The 21,673-nt window shown below is 44.2% G+C and carries 23 protein-coding genes; 1 reads left to right on the top strand and 22 read right to left on the bottom strand.

All coding sequences use genetic code 11. The annotated features are described in order from the left end of the window. Positions 1-147: 147 nt before the first annotated feature. From M3636_RS04435 to M3636_RS04340, 20 genes are all read right to left on the bottom strand, one after another. The gene (locus M3636_RS04435) at positions 148-1,134 is read right to left on the bottom strand and encodes an ABC transporter permease (RefSeq protein WP_128102557.1); all 987 of its coding nucleotides are present in this window, start codon (positions 1,132-1,134) and stop codon (positions 148-150) included. Then, the gene (locus M3636_RS04430) at positions 1,131-2,648 is read right to left on the bottom strand and encodes a sugar ABC transporter ATP-binding protein (protein ID WP_251381362.1); all 1,518 of its coding nucleotides are present in this window, start codon (positions 2,646-2,648) and stop codon (positions 1,131-1,133) included. The genes M3636_RS04435 and M3636_RS04430 overlap by 4 nt, the downstream gene beginning before the upstream one ends. Positions 2,649-2,809: 161 nt before the next feature. Then, positions 2,810-3,904, bottom strand: a complete 1,095-nt coding sequence (locus M3636_RS04425) for a sugar ABC transporter substrate-binding protein (RefSeq protein WP_056696704.1) — start codon at positions 3,902-3,904, stop codon at positions 2,810-2,812. A 216-nt stretch (positions 3,905-4,120) separates the two neighbouring features. Continuing rightward, the gene (gene spoIVA / locus M3636_RS04420; RefSeq protein ID WP_128102558.1) at positions 4,121-5,599 is read right to left on the bottom strand and encodes a stage IV sporulation protein A; all 1,479 of its coding nucleotides are present in this window, start codon (positions 5,597-5,599) and stop codon (positions 4,121-4,123) included. Positions 5,600-6,088: 489 nt separating this feature from the next. Next, the gene (locus M3636_RS04415) at positions 6,089-6,859 is read right to left on the bottom strand and encodes a hypothetical protein (RefSeq protein ID WP_251381361.1); all 771 of its coding nucleotides are present in this window, start codon (positions 6,857-6,859) and stop codon (positions 6,089-6,091) included. An 81-nt stretch (positions 6,860-6,940) separates the two neighbouring features. After that, positions 6,941-7,294: a 2Fe-2S iron-sulfur cluster-binding protein gene (locus M3636_RS04410; RefSeq protein ID WP_145410875.1), complete on the bottom strand. Its 354-nt coding sequence runs from the start codon at positions 7,292-7,294 to the stop codon at positions 6,941-6,943. A gap of 17 nt (positions 7,295-7,311) precedes the next feature. Further along, the gene (locus M3636_RS04405) at positions 7,312-7,929 is read right to left on the bottom strand and encodes a hypothetical protein (RefSeq protein ID WP_251381360.1); all 618 of its coding nucleotides are present in this window, start codon (positions 7,927-7,929) and stop codon (positions 7,312-7,314) included. A gap of 87 nt (positions 7,930-8,016) precedes the next feature. After that, a complete protein-coding gene (locus M3636_RS04400; protein ID WP_056696694.1) occupies positions 8,017-8,196 on the bottom strand; it encodes a DUF2768 family protein in 180 nt (59 codons plus the stop codon). Between the two features lie 172 nt (positions 8,197-8,368). Beyond that, on the bottom strand, positions 8,369-8,644 hold the full coding sequence (locus M3636_RS04395) for a stage VI sporulation protein F (RefSeq protein ID WP_056696692.1): 276 nt from the start codon (positions 8,642-8,644) through the stop codon (positions 8,369-8,371). Positions 8,645-8,741: 97 nt separating this feature from the next. Continuing rightward, the gene (locus tag M3636_RS04390) at positions 8,742-9,782 is read right to left on the bottom strand and encodes an NAD(P)H-dependent glycerol-3-phosphate dehydrogenase (protein WP_251381359.1); all 1,041 of its coding nucleotides are present in this window, start codon (positions 9,780-9,782) and stop codon (positions 8,742-8,744) included. Continuing rightward, positions 9,775-10,398: a glycerol-3-phosphate 1-O-acyltransferase PlsY gene (gene plsY, locus M3636_RS04385; RefSeq protein ID WP_145410873.1), complete on the bottom strand. Its 624-nt coding sequence runs from the start codon at positions 10,396-10,398 to the stop codon at positions 9,775-9,777. Before plsY ends, M3636_RS04390 begins: the two co-directional genes overlap by 8 nt. A gap of 11 nt (positions 10,399-10,409) precedes the next feature. Further along, the gene (der, locus tag M3636_RS04380) at positions 10,410-11,732 is read right to left on the bottom strand and encodes a ribosome biogenesis GTPase Der (RefSeq protein ID WP_128102563.1); all 1,323 of its coding nucleotides are present in this window, start codon (positions 11,730-11,732) and stop codon (positions 10,410-10,412) included. Between the two features lie 186 nt (positions 11,733-11,918). Beyond that, a complete protein-coding gene (gene rpsA / locus M3636_RS04375; RefSeq protein ID WP_128102564.1) occupies positions 11,919-13,133 on the bottom strand; it encodes a 30S ribosomal protein S1 in 1,215 nt (404 codons plus the stop codon). A gap of 142 nt (positions 13,134-13,275) precedes the next feature. Then, positions 13,276-13,863 (bottom strand): lysophospholipid acyltransferase family protein, encoded by a 588-nt coding sequence (locus tag M3636_RS04370; protein WP_251381358.1) that lies wholly within the window; start codon positions 13,861-13,863, stop codon positions 13,276-13,278. Continuing rightward, positions 13,860-14,564: a (d)CMP kinase gene (gene cmk, locus M3636_RS04365; RefSeq protein ID WP_128102566.1), complete on the bottom strand. Its 705-nt coding sequence runs from the start codon at positions 14,562-14,564 to the stop codon at positions 13,860-13,862. Before cmk ends, M3636_RS04370 begins: the two co-directional genes overlap by 4 nt. A 395-nt stretch (positions 14,565-14,959) precedes the next feature. Next, positions 14,960-15,613: a flagellar brake protein gene (locus tag M3636_RS04360; protein WP_145410872.1), complete on the bottom strand. Its 654-nt coding sequence runs from the start codon at positions 15,611-15,613 to the stop codon at positions 14,960-14,962. 155 nt (positions 15,614-15,768) lie between these two features. Further along, positions 15,769-17,115: a germination protein YpeB gene (gene ypeB / locus M3636_RS04355; RefSeq protein WP_251381357.1), complete on the bottom strand. Its 1,347-nt coding sequence runs from the start codon at positions 17,113-17,115 to the stop codon at positions 15,769-15,771. Between the two features lie 397 nt (positions 17,116-17,512). After that, a complete protein-coding gene (gene prsW / locus M3636_RS04350; protein ID WP_128102568.1) occupies positions 17,513-18,208 on the bottom strand; it encodes a glutamic-type intramembrane protease PrsW in 696 nt (231 codons plus the stop codon). A gap of 44 nt (positions 18,209-18,252) precedes the next feature. Beyond that, the gene (locus M3636_RS04345; protein ID WP_128102569.1) at positions 18,253-18,867 is read right to left on the bottom strand and encodes a genetic competence negative regulator; all 615 of its coding nucleotides are present in this window, start codon (positions 18,865-18,867) and stop codon (positions 18,253-18,255) included. Between the two features lie 188 nt (positions 18,868-19,055). Next, positions 19,056-19,409, bottom strand: coding sequence for a hypothetical protein (locus M3636_RS04340; RefSeq protein ID WP_128102570.1), 354 nt, complete (start codon positions 19,407-19,409; stop codon positions 19,056-19,058). A gap of 95 nt (positions 19,410-19,504) precedes the next feature. Between M3636_RS04340 and M3636_RS04335 the strand changes: the two genes are divergently transcribed. Next, positions 19,505-20,413: a polysaccharide deacetylase family protein gene (locus M3636_RS04335; protein ID WP_251381356.1), complete on the top strand. Its 909-nt coding sequence runs from the start codon at positions 19,505-19,507 to the stop codon at positions 20,411-20,413. 79 nt (positions 20,414-20,492) lie between these two features. Here the strand turns inward: M3636_RS04335 and M3636_RS04330 are convergent, their stop codons facing one another. Together M3636_RS04330 and M3636_RS04325 are read right to left on the bottom strand one after the other, a co-directional pair. Beyond that, positions 20,493-20,948, bottom strand: a complete 456-nt coding sequence (locus M3636_RS04330) for a hypothetical protein (protein WP_186323648.1) — start codon at positions 20,946-20,948, stop codon at positions 20,493-20,495. Beyond that, entirely contained in the window at positions 20,945-21,538 is a 594-nt protein-coding gene (locus M3636_RS04325) for a type II CAAX endopeptidase family protein (protein WP_128102573.1), read from the bottom strand. Before M3636_RS04325 ends, M3636_RS04330 begins: the two co-directional genes overlap by 4 nt. Between the last annotated feature and the right edge of the window lie 135 nt (positions 21,539-21,673).

Here is a 21,673-nt window from a genome sequence, read left to right as displayed (position 1 = left end):
ATACGCAAAAAATCTACGTAAATCTTGAGCGTGATGAACACCATTCTCCGCTTGCGGTTAACAGTTCTTTCCGGCAGAATGCCGCCTGAAACCAAGCGCGCTCCATACGCGGAACAAATTTTATACTAATACAGACAGCACACAATTTCAAGTGCGGTTGCGGTTTAACACGTAAAATGTAACGGCCAAGGCTAGGACAAGAACGCCACCTTTTACAATATCGTGTGTAAAATACTGTACATTCATCATCGTCAAACCATTCACTAAAACGCCGATTAACACGGAACCTATAAATGTTCCGATCACGTTTGGCTTACCCGCCCCGAACACCGAAAACCCTACAAACACCGCTGCTACGGATTCCATTAACAACGGAGAACCAGCATCAATCTGTCCAGAACCAACCTTGGACGCATAGATAATACCACCGATTGCAGCAAACACGCCTGCTGCCACATAGGCTAGTGTTCTTACCTTTTTCACCTTGATTCCAGACAATCTTGCAGCCTCTTCATTGCCTCCAGTAATGTACATTTGACGACCGTATTTCGTATACGTTAAAAAGATGTGAACGCCGATTACCGCAATGAGCAAAAGGATGACCGAAATCGGCATGCCCAGCCATTTTCCCTGCCCAAGCTGCAAAAACGTTGGATCCATCTCCCCCGCTGCTTTGCTTCCATCCGGAAATTGCATATGATTATAGATCGTGTAACCTTGTGCGTACGTTTTGTGAATTCCACCAATAATGTACATCGTGGCTAGTGTAGCCAGCAGGTCAGGGATACGCAGTTTCACAATAAGCAGCGCATTAAGAAGACCAATGACAGCGCCAATTACTAGCGGAACGATGATAACGACTGCTAACGGCTGTTGATACCAGATCATCAAAGAGGCAGTAACCACCGTCGTTAGTGATACAGTTGCACCTACAGAAAGGTCGAATCCATCCACAATTAGAGATAATGTGACACCAATCGCCACAAACGTCACGATCGAGATGGAACCTAGAATATCGGTTAAGTTGCTGTACGTAAAGAAATAAGGCAATTTAATGCCGAAAAATGCAATAACACCAATAATAACGATAATCGCTCCATAACGGAACGCAAAATCTAATGATTTGTCCTTCATGCTTGCACCTCTTGTCCACCGCTTGCGTAGTATAGCAGCTGTTCTTGGTTAGTTTCGCCTCGTTTGAATTCCTTCACAATCTCACCTTCACACATCACTGCAATGCGGTCGCCGATTCCAAGTCCCTCATCCAATTCACATGTGAAATAAATGACCGCTTTTCCTGCCAGAGCCAGTTGGTTAATAATTCGAAAAATATCACTTTTGGCTCCAATGTCTACACCTTTTGTTGGCTCATCAAATATGAACACTTCAGCATCCGCGTTTAACCATTTGCCAATGGCTACCTTTTGCTGGTTACCCCCACTTAAATACTTGACCTCCTGACGAACAGACGAGGTTTTAATACCAAGTTGCTGAATCAACGTTTCCGCATTCTCACGTTCCCTTTTACGGCTTACAAAACCAAGCCTGCTGAGTCTGCTGAGCAACGGCAAACTTAAGTTGCGTTCAACATTCTCATGAATTAGGATACCCTGTTTGCGACGTTCTTCAGGTACGGAGACGATTCCCAATGCCGCAGCATCAGCGGGTTCAGCCATGCGAAGCTTGTTATTGTTCAAACGCACCTCTCCTGCCTCCAGCCGGTCTGCTCCAATCAATAGGCGTGAGCATTCCGTTTTGCCCGCACCAACAAGTCCTACTACAGCAAGCACCTCACCGCGGTGTACAGATAGATCAACGCCTTTGACCTTAAGCCCACGCCGGAGTCCACGTGCTTCAAGCAACAGATCACCGATTGGCGCTTCAATCTTAGGAAATTCTTCATCAAATGACTTACCTAACATCTGGGTGACTAGATCGTTAATCGTAAGTCCACGCGTATCCCCCGTAAACACATGCTGACCATCTCTCATCACCGTTACCCGATCACAATGACCCGTGACTTCAACCAGGCGGTGTGTAATGAAAATACATGCAACTCCACGATCCTTCAACAAATGCACAATGCGGAAAAAAGCATCTGTCTCTTCCTGACTAAGTGGTGCAGTTGGCTCATCAAAAATAATAACCTTCGCTTCCTGAACCAGAATACGCGCGAGCAAAATCATCTGTTTCTCTGCAAGTGTGAGATCAGCCACTTTCTTATGCACAGAAAAGTCCGCTCCCAACTGCTTCAACACCTCACTAGCGCGCTGCTGCAATTTTCGAGGACTCTTCCACCAGCCGCCAGCAGAAGACGCAAGTTGATCTAACATAATATTCTCTGCAGCAGTTAATTGAGGTACTAGGGCTGAATCCACTTCCTGATACACACAGTGGATCCCCTGGCTTTTGGCATCTCCAGGAGAGGTCAGACGCAGGATCTGCCCGTTCAGGTTAATCGTGCCCTGATCTAGCGGATAGGCACCGGACAGAATCTTCATTAGTGTACTCTTTCCGGCTCCATTAGCTCCAAGAAGAGCATGAATCTCTCCACCTTTTACAGAGAAATTCACATCTTTAAGTGCAGGAACGCCTGCAAACTGTTTATGGATATGTTCCATTGTCAGTAGAATAGATGCCGTTGTCATGATGTATACCTCCAATCTCTTCCCATGGGATTATTCGTATTTTTTTTATTTCATCGGAAAGCCCATTATCCAGTACGCGTCAGGTCTGTAGTTGCTGGAAAAAGCGCGCCTGACGGCGCGCTCGACTAACGCTTGTTGTTGCTATTGATGTACAACAGTGCTTATTTGGCAGTAATGCCGTAATCCTTCATCCAATCCTTGATACCCTGCGTACTTCCACCCCAGCCTTCTACATACTCTGACAGCTCGGAAGTAGAAATTTGTTTCTCAGGCAATGCTTCACGTTGTACATAAACCGGATTGAGTACCACTGCATCCTCCGTCTCGTCACCATTAATCTTTTGGTAAGCGTAACGAACTTGTACCCGTCCAATGTCCGTTGGATCAACTGCTGCGGATGCAACCCATGGATTTTTAGGATCTTGAATCATTTGCAAGTCTTCATCACTCATATCGATACCGTAAACTTTAATTTCATCACGGCCAGCTTGTTGAATTGCACGTGCTGCACCTTTAGCAAATTCATCCCATGCCGTCCACACTGCAGTAATTTCACCTTTTGGATATTGCTTCAGAATTGCTTCCATTTTCGCTTGTGTATCAAGCGCTGGATTTTGAGCTGAACCAAATGTTGCAATCTCTTTAATATCAGGGTTTTCGCTCATAAACTTAGCGTATGACACCTGGCGGCGTTCCATCGGTGCAAATCCAGCTACCCATACTTTAACAATATTGCCTTGACCGTTAATGTCCTTTTTCATTTGTTCTAAGGTAAGCTCAGCCATCTTCTGATCATCCTGGGACAACACTGTAGCACCAGGAACGCTGATATCCGCATCAAATACTACAACTGGGATGTTTTGTTCTACAGCCTTTTTGACACCTGGTTCAAGCAAAGAATCACCATGGTCCGTCAGAATCGCATCAAACTTTTGGTTAATCGCACTATCAAGCAATGATACCATTTTCGCTTTATCGTTATCGGCAACAAACGTCGTTAGCGTGCCACCGAATTTTTCAATCTCTTCTCGAACACCTTGCACATATTGTTGTGAGAATGTACCTGTGTTGAATTCCATAATCAGAGCAACCCGTTTACCACTTAGCGGGCCAGTCACCGCCTCAGTCGCAGGCTTGTCCTCCGCTCCAGAAGCTGGTGTTGCTGCTGGCTCTTTTTTGATTCCGCATGCGGACAGTGCCAATGTAAACACGAGCAGTACACTTAACCAAACCCATTTCGTAGCTTTTCTCTTCATCTCTATTCCCCCTAGTCATTCTCTCTCTGTGATCTCGATCACAATAGTTGAATATTAATATAACGGCTAATCCCTAGTATGTAAATGGGTTTTAGCAATTTAAAGCTAAAACTCGCTAAGTTTTTTTGAAAAGGCTAATCTTCCATCCATATCCTCCAGAATTAAGAAAAAATAAACATGATAAAGACCGCAAGGCATCCCTTGCGGTCTTTGATTTTACAGTATGATGGCGATTAATCCGCCCGATCCTTCGTTAATGATTCTTCCGAGCGTTTCCTGAAGCTTATAGCGGGCATTATCCGGCATCATAGCAATCTTGCCCTGAATACCTTCTCTTACGATGGAATGCAATGAACGCCCGAACATATCTGAATCCCATACCTTGATCGGATCATTTTCGAAGTCCTGCATCAGATATCTCACCAGTTCCTCACTCTGCTTCTCCGTACCGATAATCGGTGCGAATTCAGACTCCACATCGACTCTAATCATATGGATGGAAGGTGCGGTTGCCTTTAAGCGTACTCCGAATTTAGTTCCCTGACGAATCAGTTCAGGTTCATCCAATGCCATCTCAGCCAGAGAAGGTGCCGCAATGCCGTAACCGGTCGTTTTAACCATCTCCAGTGCTTCAGCGAAGCGATCATACTCTCTTTTGGCATGAGAGAACTCTTGCATCAGTTGTAACAGATGATCTTTGCCTCGAATCTCAATCCCCACAACTTCCACGAGGATCTGATCGTATAACTCATCTGGTGCATACAGATCAATCTCGGCTACGCCCTGACCCATATTCATTCCGCTTAGTCCAGCACGGTCAATGAATTCGTATTCCATGAACTGGGATACAACGCGATCCACATCACGCAAACGACGAATATCCTTCACCGTGTCACGAACAGAATTTTCATAGTTGCTACGCAACCAGTGTGTATCATTCAATACCATAACCCAGCTCGGTAAATTCACATTCACCTCATGTACTGGGAACTCATACAATACTTCACGAAGGACACCTGTCACATCGTCTTCTGTCATTGTCGCTGCACTCAGGGTCATCACTGGGATGTCATATTTCGCTGCAAGCTCGTTACGCAATTGAAGAGCCTCTTCACTGCGTGGACGAGTAGAGTTGATGACCAGTACAAACGGCTTACCCACTTCCTTCAGTTCAGCGATGACACGCTCTTCGGACTCTACATAGGAACTCCGTGCAATCTCAGCGATTGTACCATCCGTTGTAACAACAACGCCCAGTGTGGAATGTTCCTGAATGACTTTGCGCGTGCCAATCTCTGCCGCTTCCTGGAACGGAATTGGCTCATCGAACCAAGGCGTGGAGATCATGCGTGGCCCATTCTCATCCTCATATCCCTTGGCACCTTCCACAGCGTAACCTACACAGTCCACAAGACGTACATTGACATCCAATCCTTCGGCAACTTTAATCTGAACCGCATTATTCGGTACGAATTTCGGTTCGGTGGTCATGATCGTTTTACCTGCTGCACTCTGTGGAAGTTCATCCACTGCACGGGCACGATCAGCCTCACTTGCGATGTTAGGCAATACGATCGTTTCCATGAATCGTTTAATAAATGTTGATTTCCCCGTCCGGACTGCGCCGACAACCCCGAGATAGATATCCCCTCCGGTCCGCTCAGCAATGTCCTTAAAAATGTCTACTTTCTCCAATGAAATCCCCTCCCTAAATTACTCCGAAGGAAAAATGCTAAAGAGCATCCGCTTCGTTTTTTCAATCAGAAGACTGAAATCCCTGCAACGGTAGAGCCGCCTTTGTGAGTGCCCGGAAGTCGTCCGCCGCCGAACGTTGCATTCTGATGAAACCGGCGAAAGCGGCGTTAACTCGTACATGCAATTGGACTAGTATCATCTTATGTATCCGTATGCAGCATTATGACGCGTATTTTTGTTTTTTTCTTAAGGTTTTTTTTCTCAAGAAATTGCCCGGCTCCCGGACTGCGCGTCTTTATTACAGTCTACCTTATGAACACTCTGCGATAATTATGCCGTTTTGAATTTTTAGATTTCATGAAGGTGCGTTCAAGTACTTTGGAGAAGCCATCCGTCAAGGGACTCAACGTCATACCATCAACGTATACCAAAAAGGAGATATTCCTTAGAACGGAATTCTCCTTTTAAGTAAAACATATATCATTTAAATTATAATGAATCGCTTTTTGCTACAGGAGTATTGCTCTCCCAAGTATAAGTGACTGATTTTACAGGTACAAAATACGAGTGTTCCAACAGAAAGTCACGTACGTCCATTGTTTCCGTTGGCGTTTCTTCTGATTTCTCCACCGCCTGCATAATGTCAAAAGCATAATCGACATATACGTTACCTGCCTCATCCACTATAAAGGGTAGTTCTTGCCCCGAGTACACACTGTTAAGCGTAACCTCAGGTGCGCCAGCAACAGCAGCTTCTTTCATATCTACAACATGCAGACCAGGATATAACTCATCTCCTATGGGTAACTTCCCATTATGTACGGATTTATACTGATTAACCATTCGTTGCACATCATTAACCTTTTGCACAGTCTGCAGATCCATGACTTTAATTGTAGGCTCTACCTCTTCGTTCTGAATTAAAAAGTAAGCGCTACCACCGTTCTCAAAAGCCGTTGCTGGTATTTCATCAATGAATCCTTGCTGCTTCAACTTAGCCAGATCAACTCTGAACTTTTCGAATTTGGGCGTAGCTTCATCCGCATTCAGGATAGGCAATATCCCTTGATCTTTCTGAAAGGCTTCTACTGCAAGCTGTATTCGGTTAACACTTTCCCGATAAGCGACTTTGGGATCTGCACCACTTTGGGATTGATACATGCAACCACTACCCACAAAAGTAAATAATAAAAATACCAGCAGACCGCTGATTCGCTGTTTTCTTCCACTCCACTGCGTGTTATACGTGTTCTTGATCATCCGTATCCTCCTTGGATCTCATGAAGTACAACGTAATTAACTAATCGAAATTGATAGATGGCTGGCTCCCACAGTAGATTTTTAGAACCAGTCATCATCCTCCTGTTGCTGACGCTCCAGCTGTTTGCGAATTGCGGCTTTGAGGGGATCTTCAGGCACATGTACAGACAACGAAGCCCGAACCTTGGCTTGACACGCCAGTCTCGTTCCTTGTTCCAATAACTGCCCCAGTTTACGTTTTTCTGCATCGGTCGGAGGGTGCAACGCATGAGCATCAGCTTCATCTACTCTCACCTTGCACATCAGGCAAGCGGCCTTGCCATCACATCGTGTCGTTATTTTTACGCCTGCACGACGTGCGGCATTCAGTAAGTTTACGCCTGCTTTCAATCGAATGCTCTTCCGATCAGGCAAAAATGTAATGAGCTGCTCCATATGCTCCCTCCCATCTATTAAGAATACCAATCGAACCCTACTAGATCTTTAACCTCGGAATGAAAACGACTTGTCCACATATTTTGCTCGCTGAGTAACATCATTAGAGGTTGATGTTGATCTGGTTGCTTTCGAATCTGCTTCGCGATTGCCTCATACCGATCAACGCGTCCCCTCAACACGTTAAATAACAGTTCATGAGCTAATGGCATTAATTGGACTGAGTATGAACCAATCTGAATACAAGGCGCATGCTTAGCAAGTAAACGATCGATTTCAACCCGATACCAGCTATTTCTTGCCCAGATCTCAAAACCACCGACTAGTTCCAACGCACACTCTCCCACCTGGTAATGGCTAAGTAAGGAAGCGTACGGCCCTGTCTTATCAACCTGCGGTTCGTCCAGAACTGTCCCAGGTGCAGTTCTATGTAATCTTTTGGCCGCAGCAATATCCGCGTAAATATCAATGTCTCTTGGCGCTTGTTGCAATTCTACCTCCTGAAATAGTAACCCACAACTCCCGCCGAGCAGCCATGTGTAAGGTTCATTGCTCCAGACCTTCGCCGTTTCTAGCAGAGCAGCAAGTAATTCCGGATAATCTGCTGTTCGTTCCCCCATTTTATTCAGCTCCATCCGGGCTCACCTTCTTTCATCCGTGTTCATTGTGTCAGTTCTTATGATGTGCTTATTCGGATGTTATCCCTCAGGCTCTGGATAGGCTCAGGTTAGAGAAGCAATTCCGCCGAAAAAGCCAATTAACATAATCAGAAATGCAATAAGGGACAATACTCCGCGTATAATACCTTTCGTTTTGGCACGAGCAAATGTAATCAGGAATACAGATAAACCCATAATCAGAATCGCAACCAATGACAGCCACATCTTGTCCATTGCGCTCATAATCCAACAGTCTCCCCTTCAGTCCGTTAATTCATCACTGACACCGTGACAATTGGTTTTATTATAACACGAAATTCAACGTTTTTTTCCAATAAAAAGACAAAAAGCAAGCTGGCAGAAGCCAGCTTGCTTTTTCATCTTATTCATCCACAGCCTATGCAGGCATGATCAATTATTTTTTCATCATCATTTTCATAAGTGATTCCATGCTGTTTGGGTTCAATCCGCTCTTCTTGACCGCACTTACAATATCCTGAACCGTATCTTCAGACACCGGAACTTTCGCCATGGCGGATACCTGCTTAATCAATTGGCGCAACTGAGCTTCATTCTGCATCGTGGATGGTTTCACTGTGCTAGCCAATTTCTTGACCGCACCTTCCGTAATCGTTTTGCCTGTTTTTTTGTTGATCGCTTTCAGTGCATCCTTAGAAATATTGTTACCCATTCGTCTCCCCTCCTCCGGTAATACTCATGTGTATAGTATGAGTGCACCAGAGAAAAGGTGAATAAGCTTCAAGTCTGCGTTTGAAAAGATACAACGATTAAGAGTGCCATTGCTCCCATGTTTCAAGCTTCATAACTTCCATTTCAGTTTTAGGATCTCGTCCCATTAGCGCCTCAACCGCATCTCGTGGCAGCCTTTCCTGAAAAAGAACATGATACAATTGATCAGCAATTGGCATTTGCACATTATACTTTTGAGAAATAAAATAGGCAGCCTGTGTCGTACGAATTCCCTCAACCACCATGCCCATGGAGTTCAAGACATCGTCTAATTTCTTACCTTGACCCAGCATAGAGCCTGCTCTCCAGTTCCGACTGTGCTGACTGGTAGCTGTAACTACCAGATCGCCGATCCCTGCCAAACCAGAGAACGTGAGTGGATTCGCACCCATCTCCACACCGATGCGTGTAATTTCAGCAAGACCACGTGTTAATAATGCCGCTTTGGCATTATCACCAAACTGAAGTCCATCGGACATCCCCGCACCTAGTGCAATAATATTTTTGAACGCTCCTGCCAATTCAACACCAAGCATATCTCGGTTCGTATACACCCGGAAATAGGCATTCATAAACAATCCTTGGGCTGACTCAGCAGCAGTCTTGTCTAATGATGCGACAACTACTGTTGTTGGGCAACGCTTAACCACTTCCTCCGCATGACTCGGACCAGAGAGGACAACGACTTGCCCTTCTTCACATTCCAGTTCTTCGGCGATAACGGTTGACATCCGTTTCAAACTTTCTGTCTCAAACCCTTTGGTTGCATGAATAACGAGCATGTCCGGCTTGTAGTGAGCCTTAAGTTGATGTGCCACCGCTCTCATTGCTGAAGAAGGTGCAACAATAAGGACTGCCGATGCCCCTTCAACCGCGGCACCCATATCTGTCGTTGACCGAATCAGCGAAGAAAGTTTAGCACCAGGAAGAAAGCGAGCATTCGTATGCTGCTCATTAATTTCAGCAGCCTGTTCTTCCCCACGTGTCCACATCATTACATCCAACTGATTCGCAGCGAGCACACTAGCAAGAGCAGTTCCCCAACTGCCCGCAACCAGTACAGCAACTTTTTTAGACAACACGTTTTCCCCCTCCAGGGTTTTTCGATCCCAATTTATTTTCCTGTCCTTTGGCGAGCTTCGCAATATTGGTACGATGTCTCCAGAATGCAAACAGACAAATAATCAGACTCCCCCAGAAGATAGTCATTGAATATCCGGGTAAAACAAGAATAAAGATAGGTGTCAATGCAACAAAGATCAATGATCCCAATGAAACATACCGTGTCAATACGATGGACAGGATTGCGACAACTCCGGCGCACAATGCAGGAACAAGAGAGAGTGTCACAAGTACACCAATTGCCGTTGCAATTCCTTTTCCTCCACGGAAACGGAAGTATAGTGGCCAGTTATGCCCCGCAATAGCTGCTATACCACAGATCGCTGGAATCCATTCCGAACCGCCGCTAAGCCACACTCCGATCCATACCGCAGCAATCCCTTTGAGCACATCAAGGAGCAGAACCAGAATAGCTGGCCCTTTCCCAAGAATACGCAATGTATTCGTAGCTCCAGCGTTACCGCTGCCGTGTTGACGGATATCGATCCCCCGAATCGCCTTGGCAAGGAGGACACTAAAGCTGATTGAACCGAGTAGATAACTCAGTACAATCGCTGCGATTTGTAAAATCACAAACTTCTCCCCTAACTTTCGTCGGACTTCTTCCGAGTAAATATGCGAATTGGCGTACCTTCAAAGTCAAACGCACCACGGATTTTGTTCTCCAGGTACCGCTCATATGAGAAGTGCATCAACTCTGGGTCGTTTACGAAAATAACCATTGTTGGCGGTTTAACCGCTACCTGTGTTACATAGTTAATTCTCATTCTGCGACCTTTATCCGTTGGTGGTGGATTGATTGCAACAGCATCAGACACCACATCATTAAGAAGATGCGTCTGAATACGCAATGCATGCTGCTGAGCCACATGCTGAACAACCGGTAGCAATTTTTGTAAGCGTTGTTTTGTTTTGGCTGACAAAAAGACCACGGGAGCGTACGTCATAAACAAGAAATGATCCCGAATTTTTTTCTCAAATTCATTCATCGTCTTGTCTGTCTTGTCGACAACATCCCATTTATTCACAACAAACAGCGAAGCTTTACCTGCTTCAAATGCATAACCTGCAATATGCTTGTCTTGTTCAATAATGCCCTCTTCACCATTAATGACGATCAATACAACATCGGCACGTTCAATGGCACGCATCGCTCGCATAACGCTATACTTCTCGGTCGTTTCGTACACTTTACCACGTTTGCGCATACCTGCTGTATCGATTAATACATAACGCTGACCATCCTTTTCAAACGGGGTATCAATGGCATCACGCGTAGTTCCCGCAACATCACTAACAATAACCCGTTCCTCGCCCAGAATCGCATTCACAAGGGAGGATTTACCTACATTCGGACGTCCGATCAGTGCTACACGAATAACATCATCATCATACGTCTCTTCTTCAAGTTCCGGTAATTTCTCCACGATCGCGTCAAGCAGATCGCCAATACCCGTACCGTGACTACCGGATACCCCAATTGGATCGCCAAAACCGAAGCCATAAAACTCATAAATCAATTCACTGCGCCCAATGTTATCCACTTTGTTCACGGCTACAACGATTGGTTTACCTGAGCGGTATAGCATCTCTGCAACTTCTTCGTCAGACTGCGTAATCCCCGCCTTGGCATCACACATAAATACAATAACATCCGCTTCTTCAATCGCAAGTTCCGCCTGCATGCGGATGGATTTCATAATGACGTCCTCGCCGTCAATCTCGATACCACCTGTATCAATAATACTGAAAGCTTTACCGTTCCATTCACCGATTCCGTAAATCCGGTCACGGGTAATGCCCGGCTTGTCTTCCACAATGGCCAGTCTGTCGCCGATAACCCGATTAAATATAGTGGATTTACCCACGTTCGGTCGTCCGACAATTGCCACAACGGGTCTTGCCATACATTCCACTCCTCCTGTCCATACTTTACGATACTCATCATAGCAAAAAACACCTGTCTTGGCTAACCTTTCGTACCGATATTCTCGTAATAACAACAATCGGCGAACCCGCCTTGGGCTCGCCGATCTTGCTTTTATTGTTCAGCAAAATATGCAGTATATAACTTAGAACCATGCACAGATAACTTATTTGAATTTGCTGAGTTTGTCACCAAACAGTTCGCCAAGCGTAGTGCTCATACCTTGATTGCTCAGGGAAACGTTAGGATTGTTGATTTCTTCACGTGGAGCGTTGTTTCTAGCAGGTCTTTCTGCTTTAGGTTCTTGTGCTGGAGCTTCTTCTGTTTCCTTGATGCTCAAGCTAACACGTTGTTCAGCAGGGTTCATGTCCAAGATTTTAACTTGAACTTCTTGTCCTTCTTTCAACACTTCATGTGGAGTGCCGATGTGTTTGTGGGAGATTTGTGAGATATGCACAAGTCCCTCAACGCCAGGAGCGATTTCAACGAATGCACCGAAGTCAACAAGGCGTTTTACAACACCTGTTACGATATCGCTAGCATTGAATTGGTCGCCAGCTGTTTCCCAAGGACCTGGTTGAACAGCTTTCATGCTCAGGCTGATTTTACCTTTTTCAGGGTCAACTTTGAGCACTTTCACGTTAACTTTGTCACCTTCGGACAGAACATCGGATGGTTTGTCTACGTGAGTCCAAGCTAGCTCGGATACGTGAACCAAGCCATCAACTCCACCTACATCAACAAATGCACCAAATTGTGTCAAACGTTGAACTGTACCTTCGATAACTTGACCTTCTTGCAATCCAGCCATAACCTCAGCTTTGTTTGCTTCGAATTCTTGCTCCAATACGTCTTTTTGGGAAAGGATCACTTTATTGTTCTCACGGTCGATCTCTTTCACTTTAACACGCAGTGTGCGGCCTTTGTAGTCGCTGAAGTCTTCAACGAAATGACGCTCAACCATGGATGCTGGAATGAATCCACGCACGCCAACGTCTGCAACCAAACCGCCTTTAACTACATCAGCTACAACAACTTCGAATACGTCTTGGTCTTCAAAATGCTTTTGCAATTGTTCCCAAGCGTTTTCGCTGTCGATTGCACGCTTAGACAGAACGAGTTTTTCTTTCTCGTCGTCAATAGTGAGGACTTTTGCCTCAACTTCTTGCCCAACTTCAACTGCATCAGACGCGCTGTCTACATGCAAAGAGGACAATTCACGAATTGGAATAACACCGTCATATTTATATCCAATGCTTACATAAGCTTGGTTATCTTCCAATTTGACGATGGTTCCTTTTACGGTATCTCCCTTTTTCAAGGAAACGAATTGATCCAACTCATCTTGGGTTGCTTCTTGATTTTTAATTTCTTCCGACATGTCAAATACCCTCCTCAATTCAAAAACCCCATTATATTCAAACCTGCCTATAGCAGAGTTCAAAACACTTTCAGTACCAGGCGCTTCTATAGCTTCCCACATGTAAAATGGAAACATACACCCAGCAATTCAGGTCATAACCTTATTTACTTGGTACGCCTGTTTTCACCATTTCGTTGATTTTGGACATAATTTTCTCAGTTGCTCTTTCGAGTGCATCACCCGATGGATCTTCCTTGAACTCGTCCAAATTCACAGGTGCGCCATACACCACTTTCATCTTACGAAAAAGCTTGTAGTTACCGATAATAGCAGTAGGGATCACAGTAGCGCCACTCCGAAGAGCAAAGCTCGCTGCACCTTTTTTACCAATTCCACCATCATTGTGGCGACTTCCCGAAGGAAAAATCCCCAGCACTTCACCTTCACGCAAAATATTGAGCGAGGTTTTGATGGATTCCTTGCTTACGCCTCCCCGCTTAACGGGAAAGGCTCCTACAGCCTTGATAATACGGCCGAAGACGGGAATATCGAACAATTCGCTTTTGGCCATGAAACGAACCTGACGACGAATCTTGATTCCCACCGTTGGTGGATCAAAGTTACTAATATGATTGGAACATAAAAGTACGCCGCCTTTTTGCGGGATATTCTCCCGACCAACTGCTTCAAGACGGAAAAGAATGGTGTAGATGATCCGCAGTAAAGTGCTGCAAAATGTGTAAATCATAGACCGATCTCTCCTCTGACCATTGTGCAATAAGATACGATTTTGTCAACCACTTCATGGATGCTCATCTCAGTTGTGTCAAGAACAGTAGCGTCCTCTGCACACCGAAGTGGGGAAATTTCCCTCTCTTCATCCAATTTGTCACGGGTGGCAATGTCTCGCTCCAGTTGCTCCAACGTCAGTCCTTCAGAGGGATCCAGCTCTTTGTAGCGGCGAAGTGCACGCTCTTCCACACTGGCAGTCATGAAGATTTTCACTTCCGCATCGGGCAGTACTGTCGTTCCGATATCGCGTCCATCCATAACGACGCCCTTGCGCAAAGCCATTTGCCGCTGAGTATCCACTAATTGTGTACGCAGCCCCTCGATTTGCGCATATCGTGACACGATTCCCGTTACTTCACGGGAGCGGATTTCCGAGGTTACTTCTTCCCCATTACAGAACACTTTCTGTCCGTCGGGATCCGGTTGTAATTCAATGACCAGCTTCTGGGCTTCCTGAAGCACCTCTGCAACATGCTCCGGTTTAATTTCCTTCCGAATCATGTGAAGAGTTACCGCACGGTACATCGCGCCAGTGTCAACGTAAATGTACGCGAGCGCCTCTGCAACTAATCGAGCCACCGTACTTTTCCCGGCACCGGCAGGACCGTCAATTGCGACGTTCATTTTCCCGTTCTCTGATGTGTTCTGGCTTGCCAACGGGGCATTCCTCCTCAAACGTTAAGCCTCAATAAAAAAACAGGCATTGCCTGCATCGTGAAAATTATACCACACTATAAAGAGGGATGCAAAAACAGGCAAATCAATGATTTTGTTGCCATGTCGAGATTTGGTTCTGAATCGGCGTTCCTTCCATGTGGTCGATTATCGTCATTTTATTTCTCAAATAAGGGAATTGTAGAAGCAATTGATATATGATCAGCAGTAAACAAAGTACCGCAATCAGTTTGAGAAATCTTTTTTCCATACGCTGAGACCACACGTAATAGAGCCGTTCGAATCTTAGGGAATTCCGGCGGTTATCCATAACACACTCCACTGTTTTTCCATTACATTACCCACGGCAATCCCTATTTATCCAACATTACACATATTTATTTGGTACGGTAATCGAGTTGTCGCTCAAAACAAAATTTAATGATCTTCTGCCGCTCAGAATCCGTGATTTGCACAAACTTCAGCATACAGAGATGTCTGCCTGTCTCTAATTCTTTGATTCGCACGACTTCCGCCTCAAAAGCAACATGTTCAATTGTAGAGTTGCGATAGGGAACGAGTAACCAACAATTCAACTTTTGGCCTTCAACCAGCAAGAAGTTAGGTTCACCGTAGATGGATAATCCCCCACCACCAATATCCTCAGTCAGCGCTACTACTCTCGTCAGATCCTCAGCTTGAATGGCTAATTCAAGATTTGCGTGAACACGTAAGAAGCTTCGGCGCTGGATTTTGGAAATTTCATCAGGTAAAGGTTTGCGGATACGCACAAGTCGAACGACATCTTCTTCAAATCCAGTAACATACGTATTAAAATAATGCCGAACGCCATCCTCAGTAATATAATAAATTGATAATTCCTCACCAAAGAAGAGCCTTTTCAATCGACTGCTTCCTTGCTGCATCGGAACTTCAATCAGGAAACTGTTATCTTCTACATCAGCAATACGGGATTTGTATTCTTTGATCGCTTCTTTTTCATCTGCTGAGGCTATTTGAATGAATAAGATTTCATTTACTTTGGGATACACGACTACTCACCGTCACTTTATGTTTTGTCTTCATATGTACAAGGACCATTATACCATGACCTTTATCATAGTGAATAACAAAATAAAAGAACAGACCCCTTAGGATCTGTTCTTTCTTTTGGTTCCAAGATTTGATTCATTCTAACTTCAATCTGCTATGAAGTAGCATTCACCGGTTTAATTTCCTCAACAGCTTCCTCTGTGCCTGTGTCCGCATTAATATAGATTCGATATCTGGTTCCGTTGATCCGTCCACCGAATTCGTAACATAGCACTTCCTTACTGAATTCATTCTCAATCAATGATTTACGGGCATAATTTTCTTCAAAATCAGGATTCAATTTCTTCCGAGCTTGTTCAGCTGTAAGGCGTGCTTTGGGAATATTACGTTGATCTTTATGTTCGTTGACAAAGTCACTTGCTTGAAAACCTGTTACTTCACCTGTATCCAGACCAGCACGAACTGAAATTTTCTCAGGATAAATCAAGGTATCCCCTTGTTTACGTACATAGGTCAAGTTAGCCAAATTCCCATACTCATCGTAATTGACAGCTTTCATGTCTTTATAGCCTTTATCAGCCAAAAAGTGTTCCGCTTTAGTCATAACCTCTTTACGTGAAACCTTTTTTGTTCCAATCGGACGTGTGTCGCTATACGAGATTAGCAATCCACCATTGCGCGTAAAATCCATCATGAGTTTACTGTCATTAGCCTGTGCGACAGACGCAGTAAATGATTCCCAATCTGTGCCTTTACCATTTTCTTGCACTTGGATGTTACTGGCTGATTTATTGGAGAACTTGGCAGCTTTATGCTGAATCTGCTCTTTGGTCATCGGAATTCCATCAAGCTTCTTCACTGTTCGTTTGGTATACATACTAGAAACTGACGGTCCCCAGTCCAATTCAGGGTACTGTTGAACCTTTTGGTTCACGGATCTGAATCCATCCACAATGGTATTATCATTAACTTTACCCTGAGCGGCCATAGCCGTTTCTGCATCCATCCAGCGCAGGCGATCCGATAGAACCTTTTGCTGCACATCTTTCAGATTCTTCGTGATCTCAGATGAATTCTGGTACAACTGCTTCAGATTGCCCAGTTCCTTTTCACTCAATGGTTCATTCGTTAGATCTCGCATCGACGCCTTATACGCAAAGTTAGAGATTCGCGAAAGAAAATCATCGGTTTCATGGAAAGGTAGCATCGTCAAAGGCAGCTGACTAATCTCATTTTGAGCCTCACTAGTAAGTCGCCATACGTTCATCAGACCTTTACGATGCATTCCGAGTGAGCTTGTGTGAACAGCTAGTGTGTTACCGATTTCGGAATGCAACTTATCCATATGAAAAGATAGATCGTGAAATGCACGTTGGTATTGATTTTCCGCTTTAATTAAAATCGCATTTTTCTCTTGATTTTCTTGGTAACCCCAAACGAGAGCACCGATCAACAGGACTGCGACGATCGGAAACATGACTGAACTTAAACGTTTATACATCGGAAGTCTCCTTTCTTCTGAACCACTATCTATATTGTGGATCGAAGAAAGACCTCTTATGCATCGAATTTCCAGTGCAGTAATATAACTGAGAGAACATACTTACTTAATTCAGTTGCACCAATGAAGCTCTGCCCTCTTCTTCTATCTCGAATTGATCCCGATTGTCACACAAACATTGCTTAAAACCCGTTTCAATTCGACCTCTTTCCTTCTTTCCCCTTAACGTAAAACGCTCTCCACACTGCTTGCATCTAATTTTAATTTTGATCCGCATCGTAAGCTCAATCCCCGTTTCTGTTAGTTTCCCCCGGAGATTTCTGTCTTCAAAACAAAAAAACACACCGGAGGCATTGTGCGCAGCTTGCGCTTCATGTCCACCAGTGTGTCCGTATTTCTATAATTTAATCTCTTCCTCTCGCTTCACAAAACGAAATGGAGAACGATTATTGGCTCGTGTAATTTTGCCGATTGCACCATACCACAATCCCGCCATAAGTGGAGCAATAAACCATAACCAGTGATTAACCATTGTATTCATAATCACATCGTAGAGCGCATGCCAGAAAAAAGGTAAGATCAAGGATAACATTAGATACCAACGCTTTTTCTTACCATCGGTAAACTTAGCTCGCCCCATGTAATATCCCATAATCACTGCGAACATCGCATGACCGGAAACTGGGAGCAGTGCACGGAGAAACATCGCTGAGACTGAGGCATTCCCCGCAAAGGCATACAACACATTCTCAACCGTTGCAAATCCGAGTGATACCGCTACTGAATACAATATCCCATCATAAGGTTCATCAAACTCGGTGTGGTTATAAATGATGTGATAAATCACAAACCATTTGATAAATTCTTCGACACCACCAGAGATCAGGATGGATTCAAGATAAGGATTGTCTCCGAGCCAGATCATCATCCCACGTTGAATGATCATGATAGGCAACACCATCAGCACACCCATCACAAACACTCTTAGTACCATGTGAAGTGGCTCAGAGTCGTAACGGTCTTTCAGATAAAAATATGTTAACAAGGCGAGACCCGGAGCTACTGCTGCCGCTAATACCGAGAACAAAAGCACCGAAAATTCCCTCCTCTGACTAAGACGCGATTACAATGATGAACTTAATCTTGACGTTTGAAATGTGTGCAGATAACTTCAATGGCTTGTTCAGGAATGATCACTTTCCCGTACTCTTCCATCACTGCCGGTGTTACGGATGATCCCTCACCAAATTCTGCAAGCAATGCAATCAATGCTGCATGTTTGGTTGAATCAACATCATCGGGCTCCAAGTGCAGGAACCATTTGTCTTTATATGAATACAGTGTTCCGGCATTAGTGACATGTTGACGCAGCATATGCGCTGCTTCAATGAGCACCTCGAAATCTTTGAAGGCGTAAACGATCGTATCGCTCTGTTCAAGCGTAACTTCCATCTCATATACTTCCTCAGGAAGATCATCCTCGTTGCCTGAGCCATATTGTTGCGGATCATATTTCCCACGGGTAACAATGACAACCATGCCTTGAGCGGGAAGTGCGAATACTTCGACAGCAAGTGGACCAGTGGCATCAAATCCAAGTTCGGAATAAGCCTGATCCATCATTTCAGTGAACAGTTCATGAACTTTAGGTATTTCCTGCCACATATCTTCTTTTTGTATTCCGCGCTCGCTCAGATCGTCAAAGGTCAGGAAAATCCGTATCTTATCGTGACTTAATCGTTCTATTTTCATACAGGATCTCCCCTTTATAAGCAAGTCTTATAACAGATTATGAAGCACAAAACAATATGTGCTGAAAATAAATCTATGTAGTTATGTTATCATTTTATACCTGTAAATGCACGAAGTAAAATCGACAAAAAAAAGAATCAACCCACAGCAAATTTAGTCTGCGGTTGATTCTAAACAGAAGTTTTGGTTTATAAACCCGGTACAGTTGTGTGAGTTTGACTCAAAATCTGCTCAACTTCGCTTTTAACTTCTGGATTTGAACGAATAAAATCCTTAAGCATGCTCATATTTTCTTCTTTTTCTTGAGGTGTAACCACTCTTGCTTCTTTCTTCAACGAACTCTTATGGTTGTCGCTATGTGCATTAGGTTTAACACTGAATCCGTCCATGCCCGGAAATGTCATTTCCATCATTTTATGCTTAGCCTGATCCATCATGTTACGTGACGAACCAGAAGACAGCATGGGTACTTTGCCTCTGGCAATCCATGAGCTAGCAGCAACGCCAACGACGAGTCCCCAGAAAAAGGATGAACCCTTCATTCCACCAACCTCCTCTAAATGTTAAAATCATAACTATTGTTTGCTGGATGACAGCATCTCATTCCGCATAAATACAGGAAAGTGAGTTGTTACTGATGTTTAGACTAACTGCGACATGCTTAATCGCCATCTGCTTACTTCTGACAGCTTGTGGCAACGAAACAGAAACTGTTCTTCAAAATGCAAATAATACGCCTAGTCCATCTGTTAATCCGACCAATAACTCCATTGAAACCGAGAATACTGATCAAGTTAACAATACTGATAAGCCTGCGCCATCGGTGCCTTCTTCTTCGGAAAGTTCCGGTGAAGAAGATTCTGAAACCCTGCCGGATGCCGGAAACGAACCAGCACAAGAAGAGATCCCAAAAATGTATCATATGAATGAAAATTATTTTATTAAGCCCAATGACGAGTCAGTGGAGAAAAAGGTCGTCTTGTTGACCTTTGACGATGGCCCCAAAGAAGAAAGCATGATTAATCAATTAATCGACACACTGGATAAACATAATGCAAAAGCAATTTTTTTCGTTAATGGTTATCGAGTCAAAAACAATCCTGATCTACTTAAACTCATCCATGAGCGAGGTCAAATTATAGGTAATCATGCATGGGATCATGAAGATCTGAAAAAAATGTCCAATGCTGATGCAGCGAAACAGGTAGAAGACGTTCAAGACATCGTTAAAGATACGATTGGTGTAACACCTCAATTTTTCCGTCCGCCCTTCGGGTCTGGAAATGATGCTCTCAAAGCAGTTGTCGATAAAAATGAGATGCTGTACATGACCTGGTCTAACGGATCGCTGGATTGGGATAAAAGCACCAAGGATCAACCCGATAAAGTGATCCAAAATGTGTTAGATCAACTGAACCCTGGAAGCAACATATTAATGCATGAGTTGCCTTGGACTGCCGAAGCTTTAGATGGGCTGCTCATTAAACTTAAAGAAAAAGGCTACTCCTTCGTAGATCCTCGCTCGATTGAACTGAAAATTCGATAAAATAATACAAAAAACAGCCTAATTAACGCTAGGCTGTTTTTCTGCTTTCTTTTCTTTTATTCATATGAGGATAAAGCGACTACCCCAGCCAAGGTAAGAACGTATGCAGAGGTGGTGCTCCTTTTACTCCCCACCACACTAAACTAGCCGTGAGAAGGACGAATAAAAAAATAAGCGAATTTACAAAACGTTTGCTTAGTCGCAAACGGCGAGAAGGATGAAGCTCTGTACGCGTAGGAAGTGAACCTGCTTCCGATACGCTTTCTTCTCCATTCTGCTTCTGTGATGCTTTGGAACGTGCTGGAGCACGGCTTGGAAGTACCGGACTCTCCAGTGATGCTGACAAGGGTTTGCGTTTGGATCTAGGTAAAGAGATCGCGGTAATCGGTGCTGCTCCCCCCTGATCAACAGTTACAGCCGCCTCAGCAAAAATGTTCAATTCTGGCGTCAGAGTAGGCTCGGATTTCTCTTTTTGCTCCAAGTTTCGATGACGCTGACTTCCGTATGTTTTCATTCTACTCAATTGCTGGTTCATGATCCCCTCCGAAAACGTATCGCTAATCCGGACACCAAATCAATTAAAAAGTGACATAGTATAGGCGCCCACAATGTGCCGGATTGCAAGTATATCCAACCCAAACCATAGCTCGAAACAAACACCCACCCTGTTGGAATCCAATGCCGTAAGTAACGTATGTGGATCACTGCAAATAAAATACTTGTCCAGTACGGACCGATTACATGCTGTATAGCTCCACGGAATAACAGTTCTTCACATATCGCTACAACAGCTGCAATACATACAATGTGCCAAATGGGTCGATTTCTGAACAGCATATCATTAATACCGCCATCATCCATGCTTTCCTGAGGAATGACATAGGACAAAATCAGATCCATTACAAGCATGGCCCCTGCAAGACCAAGTCCCCACCAGATAAAATGAAGAGTATCAGGTAATGCAAGCACTTCGAACAAATTTCTCTTCTGTAATAAAATCCACACAACTCCAATAATTAAAGTCAAACCTTGTGTAAAGTATAAATTGATCAGAAGTAAGCGCTCGGTAAGCTGTTGGGGTTCAGCCTTCTGAATCTTGAACTTGGGAAACTTTGGTTTTTTCATTGACTGTGTCTATCCTCTTAACATAAATTTGATGGATAAAAAACGGCGATCCAATAGGATCGTACACTAAATGATAGCCAAAAAAACAAATTGGTTCAAGACCTGCCCCAAGTCCCGGTTTTGGAACCCCCTAGA

The sequence above is a fragment of the Paenibacillus sp. MER 99-2 genome (assembly GCF_023714095.1).
In the GTDB taxonomy this organism is placed as follows: Bacteria; Bacillota; Bacilli; order Paenibacillales; family Paenibacillaceae; genus Paenibacillus.
The sequence above is the reverse complement of the archived record's forward strand: the minus strand, read 5'-3'. Positions and strand labels throughout refer to the sequence as shown.

Bases quoted from the DNA above. Each gene is read 5' to 3' on its own strand.
- M3636_RS04435 (WP_128102557.1), bottom strand. From the start codon at position 1,134: ATGAAGGACAAATCATTAGATTTTGCGTTCCGTTATGGAGCGATTATC.
- M3636_RS04430 (WP_251381362.1), bottom strand. From the start codon at position 2,648: ATGACAACGGCATCTATTCTACTGACAATGGAACATATCCATAAACAG.
- M3636_RS04425 (WP_056696704.1), bottom strand. From the start codon at position 3,904: ATGAAGAGAAAAGCTACGAAATGGGTTTGGTTAAGTGTACTGCTCGTG.
- M3636_RS04415 (WP_251381361.1), bottom strand. From the start codon at position 6,859: ATGATCAAGAACACGTATAACACGCAGTGGAGTGGAAGAAAACAGCGA.
- M3636_RS04410 (WP_145410875.1), bottom strand. From the start codon at position 7,294: ATGGAGCAGCTCATTACATTTTTGCCTGATCGGAAGAGCATTCGATTG.
- M3636_RS04405 (WP_251381360.1), bottom strand. From the start codon at position 7,929: ATGGAGCTGAATAAAATGGGGGAACGAACAGCAGATTATCCGGAATTA.
- M3636_RS04400 (WP_056696694.1), bottom strand. From the start codon at position 8,196: ATGAGCGCAATGGACAAGATGTGGCTGTCATTGGTTGCGATTCTGATT.
- M3636_RS04395 (WP_056696692.1), bottom strand. From the start codon at position 8,644: ATGGGTAACAATATTTCTAAGGATGCACTGAAAGCGATCAACAAAAAA.
- der (WP_128102563.1), bottom strand. From the start codon at position 11,732: ATGGCAAGACCCGTTGTGGCAATTGTCGGACGACCGAACGTGGGTAAA.
- rpsA (WP_128102564.1), bottom strand. From the start codon at position 13,133: ATGTCGGAAGAAATTAAAAATCAAGAAGCAACCCAAGATGAGTTGGAT.
- M3636_RS04370 (WP_251381358.1), bottom strand. From the start codon at position 13,863: ATGATTTACACATTTTGCAGCACTTTACTGCGGATCATCTACACCATT.
- ypeB (WP_251381357.1), bottom strand. From the start codon at position 17,115: ATGTATAAACGTTTAAGTTCAGTCATGTTTCCGATCGTCGCAGTCCTG.
- M3636_RS04345 (WP_128102569.1), bottom strand. From the start codon at position 18,867: ATGAAAATAGAACGATTAAGTCACGATAAGATACGGATTTTCCTGACC.
- M3636_RS04340 (WP_128102570.1), bottom strand. From the start codon at position 19,409: ATGAAGGGTTCATCCTTTTTCTGGGGACTCGTCGTTGGCGTTGCTGCT.
- M3636_RS04335 (WP_251381356.1), top strand. From the start codon at position 19,505: ATGTTTAGACTAACTGCGACATGCTTAATCGCCATCTGCTTACTTCTG.
- M3636_RS04330 (WP_186323648.1), bottom strand. From the start codon at position 20,948: ATGAACCAGCAATTGAGTAGAATGAAAACATACGGAAGTCAGCGTCAT.
- M3636_RS04325 (WP_128102573.1), bottom strand. From the start codon at position 21,538: ATGAAAAAACCAAAGTTTCCCAAGTTCAAGATTCAGAAGGCTGAACCC.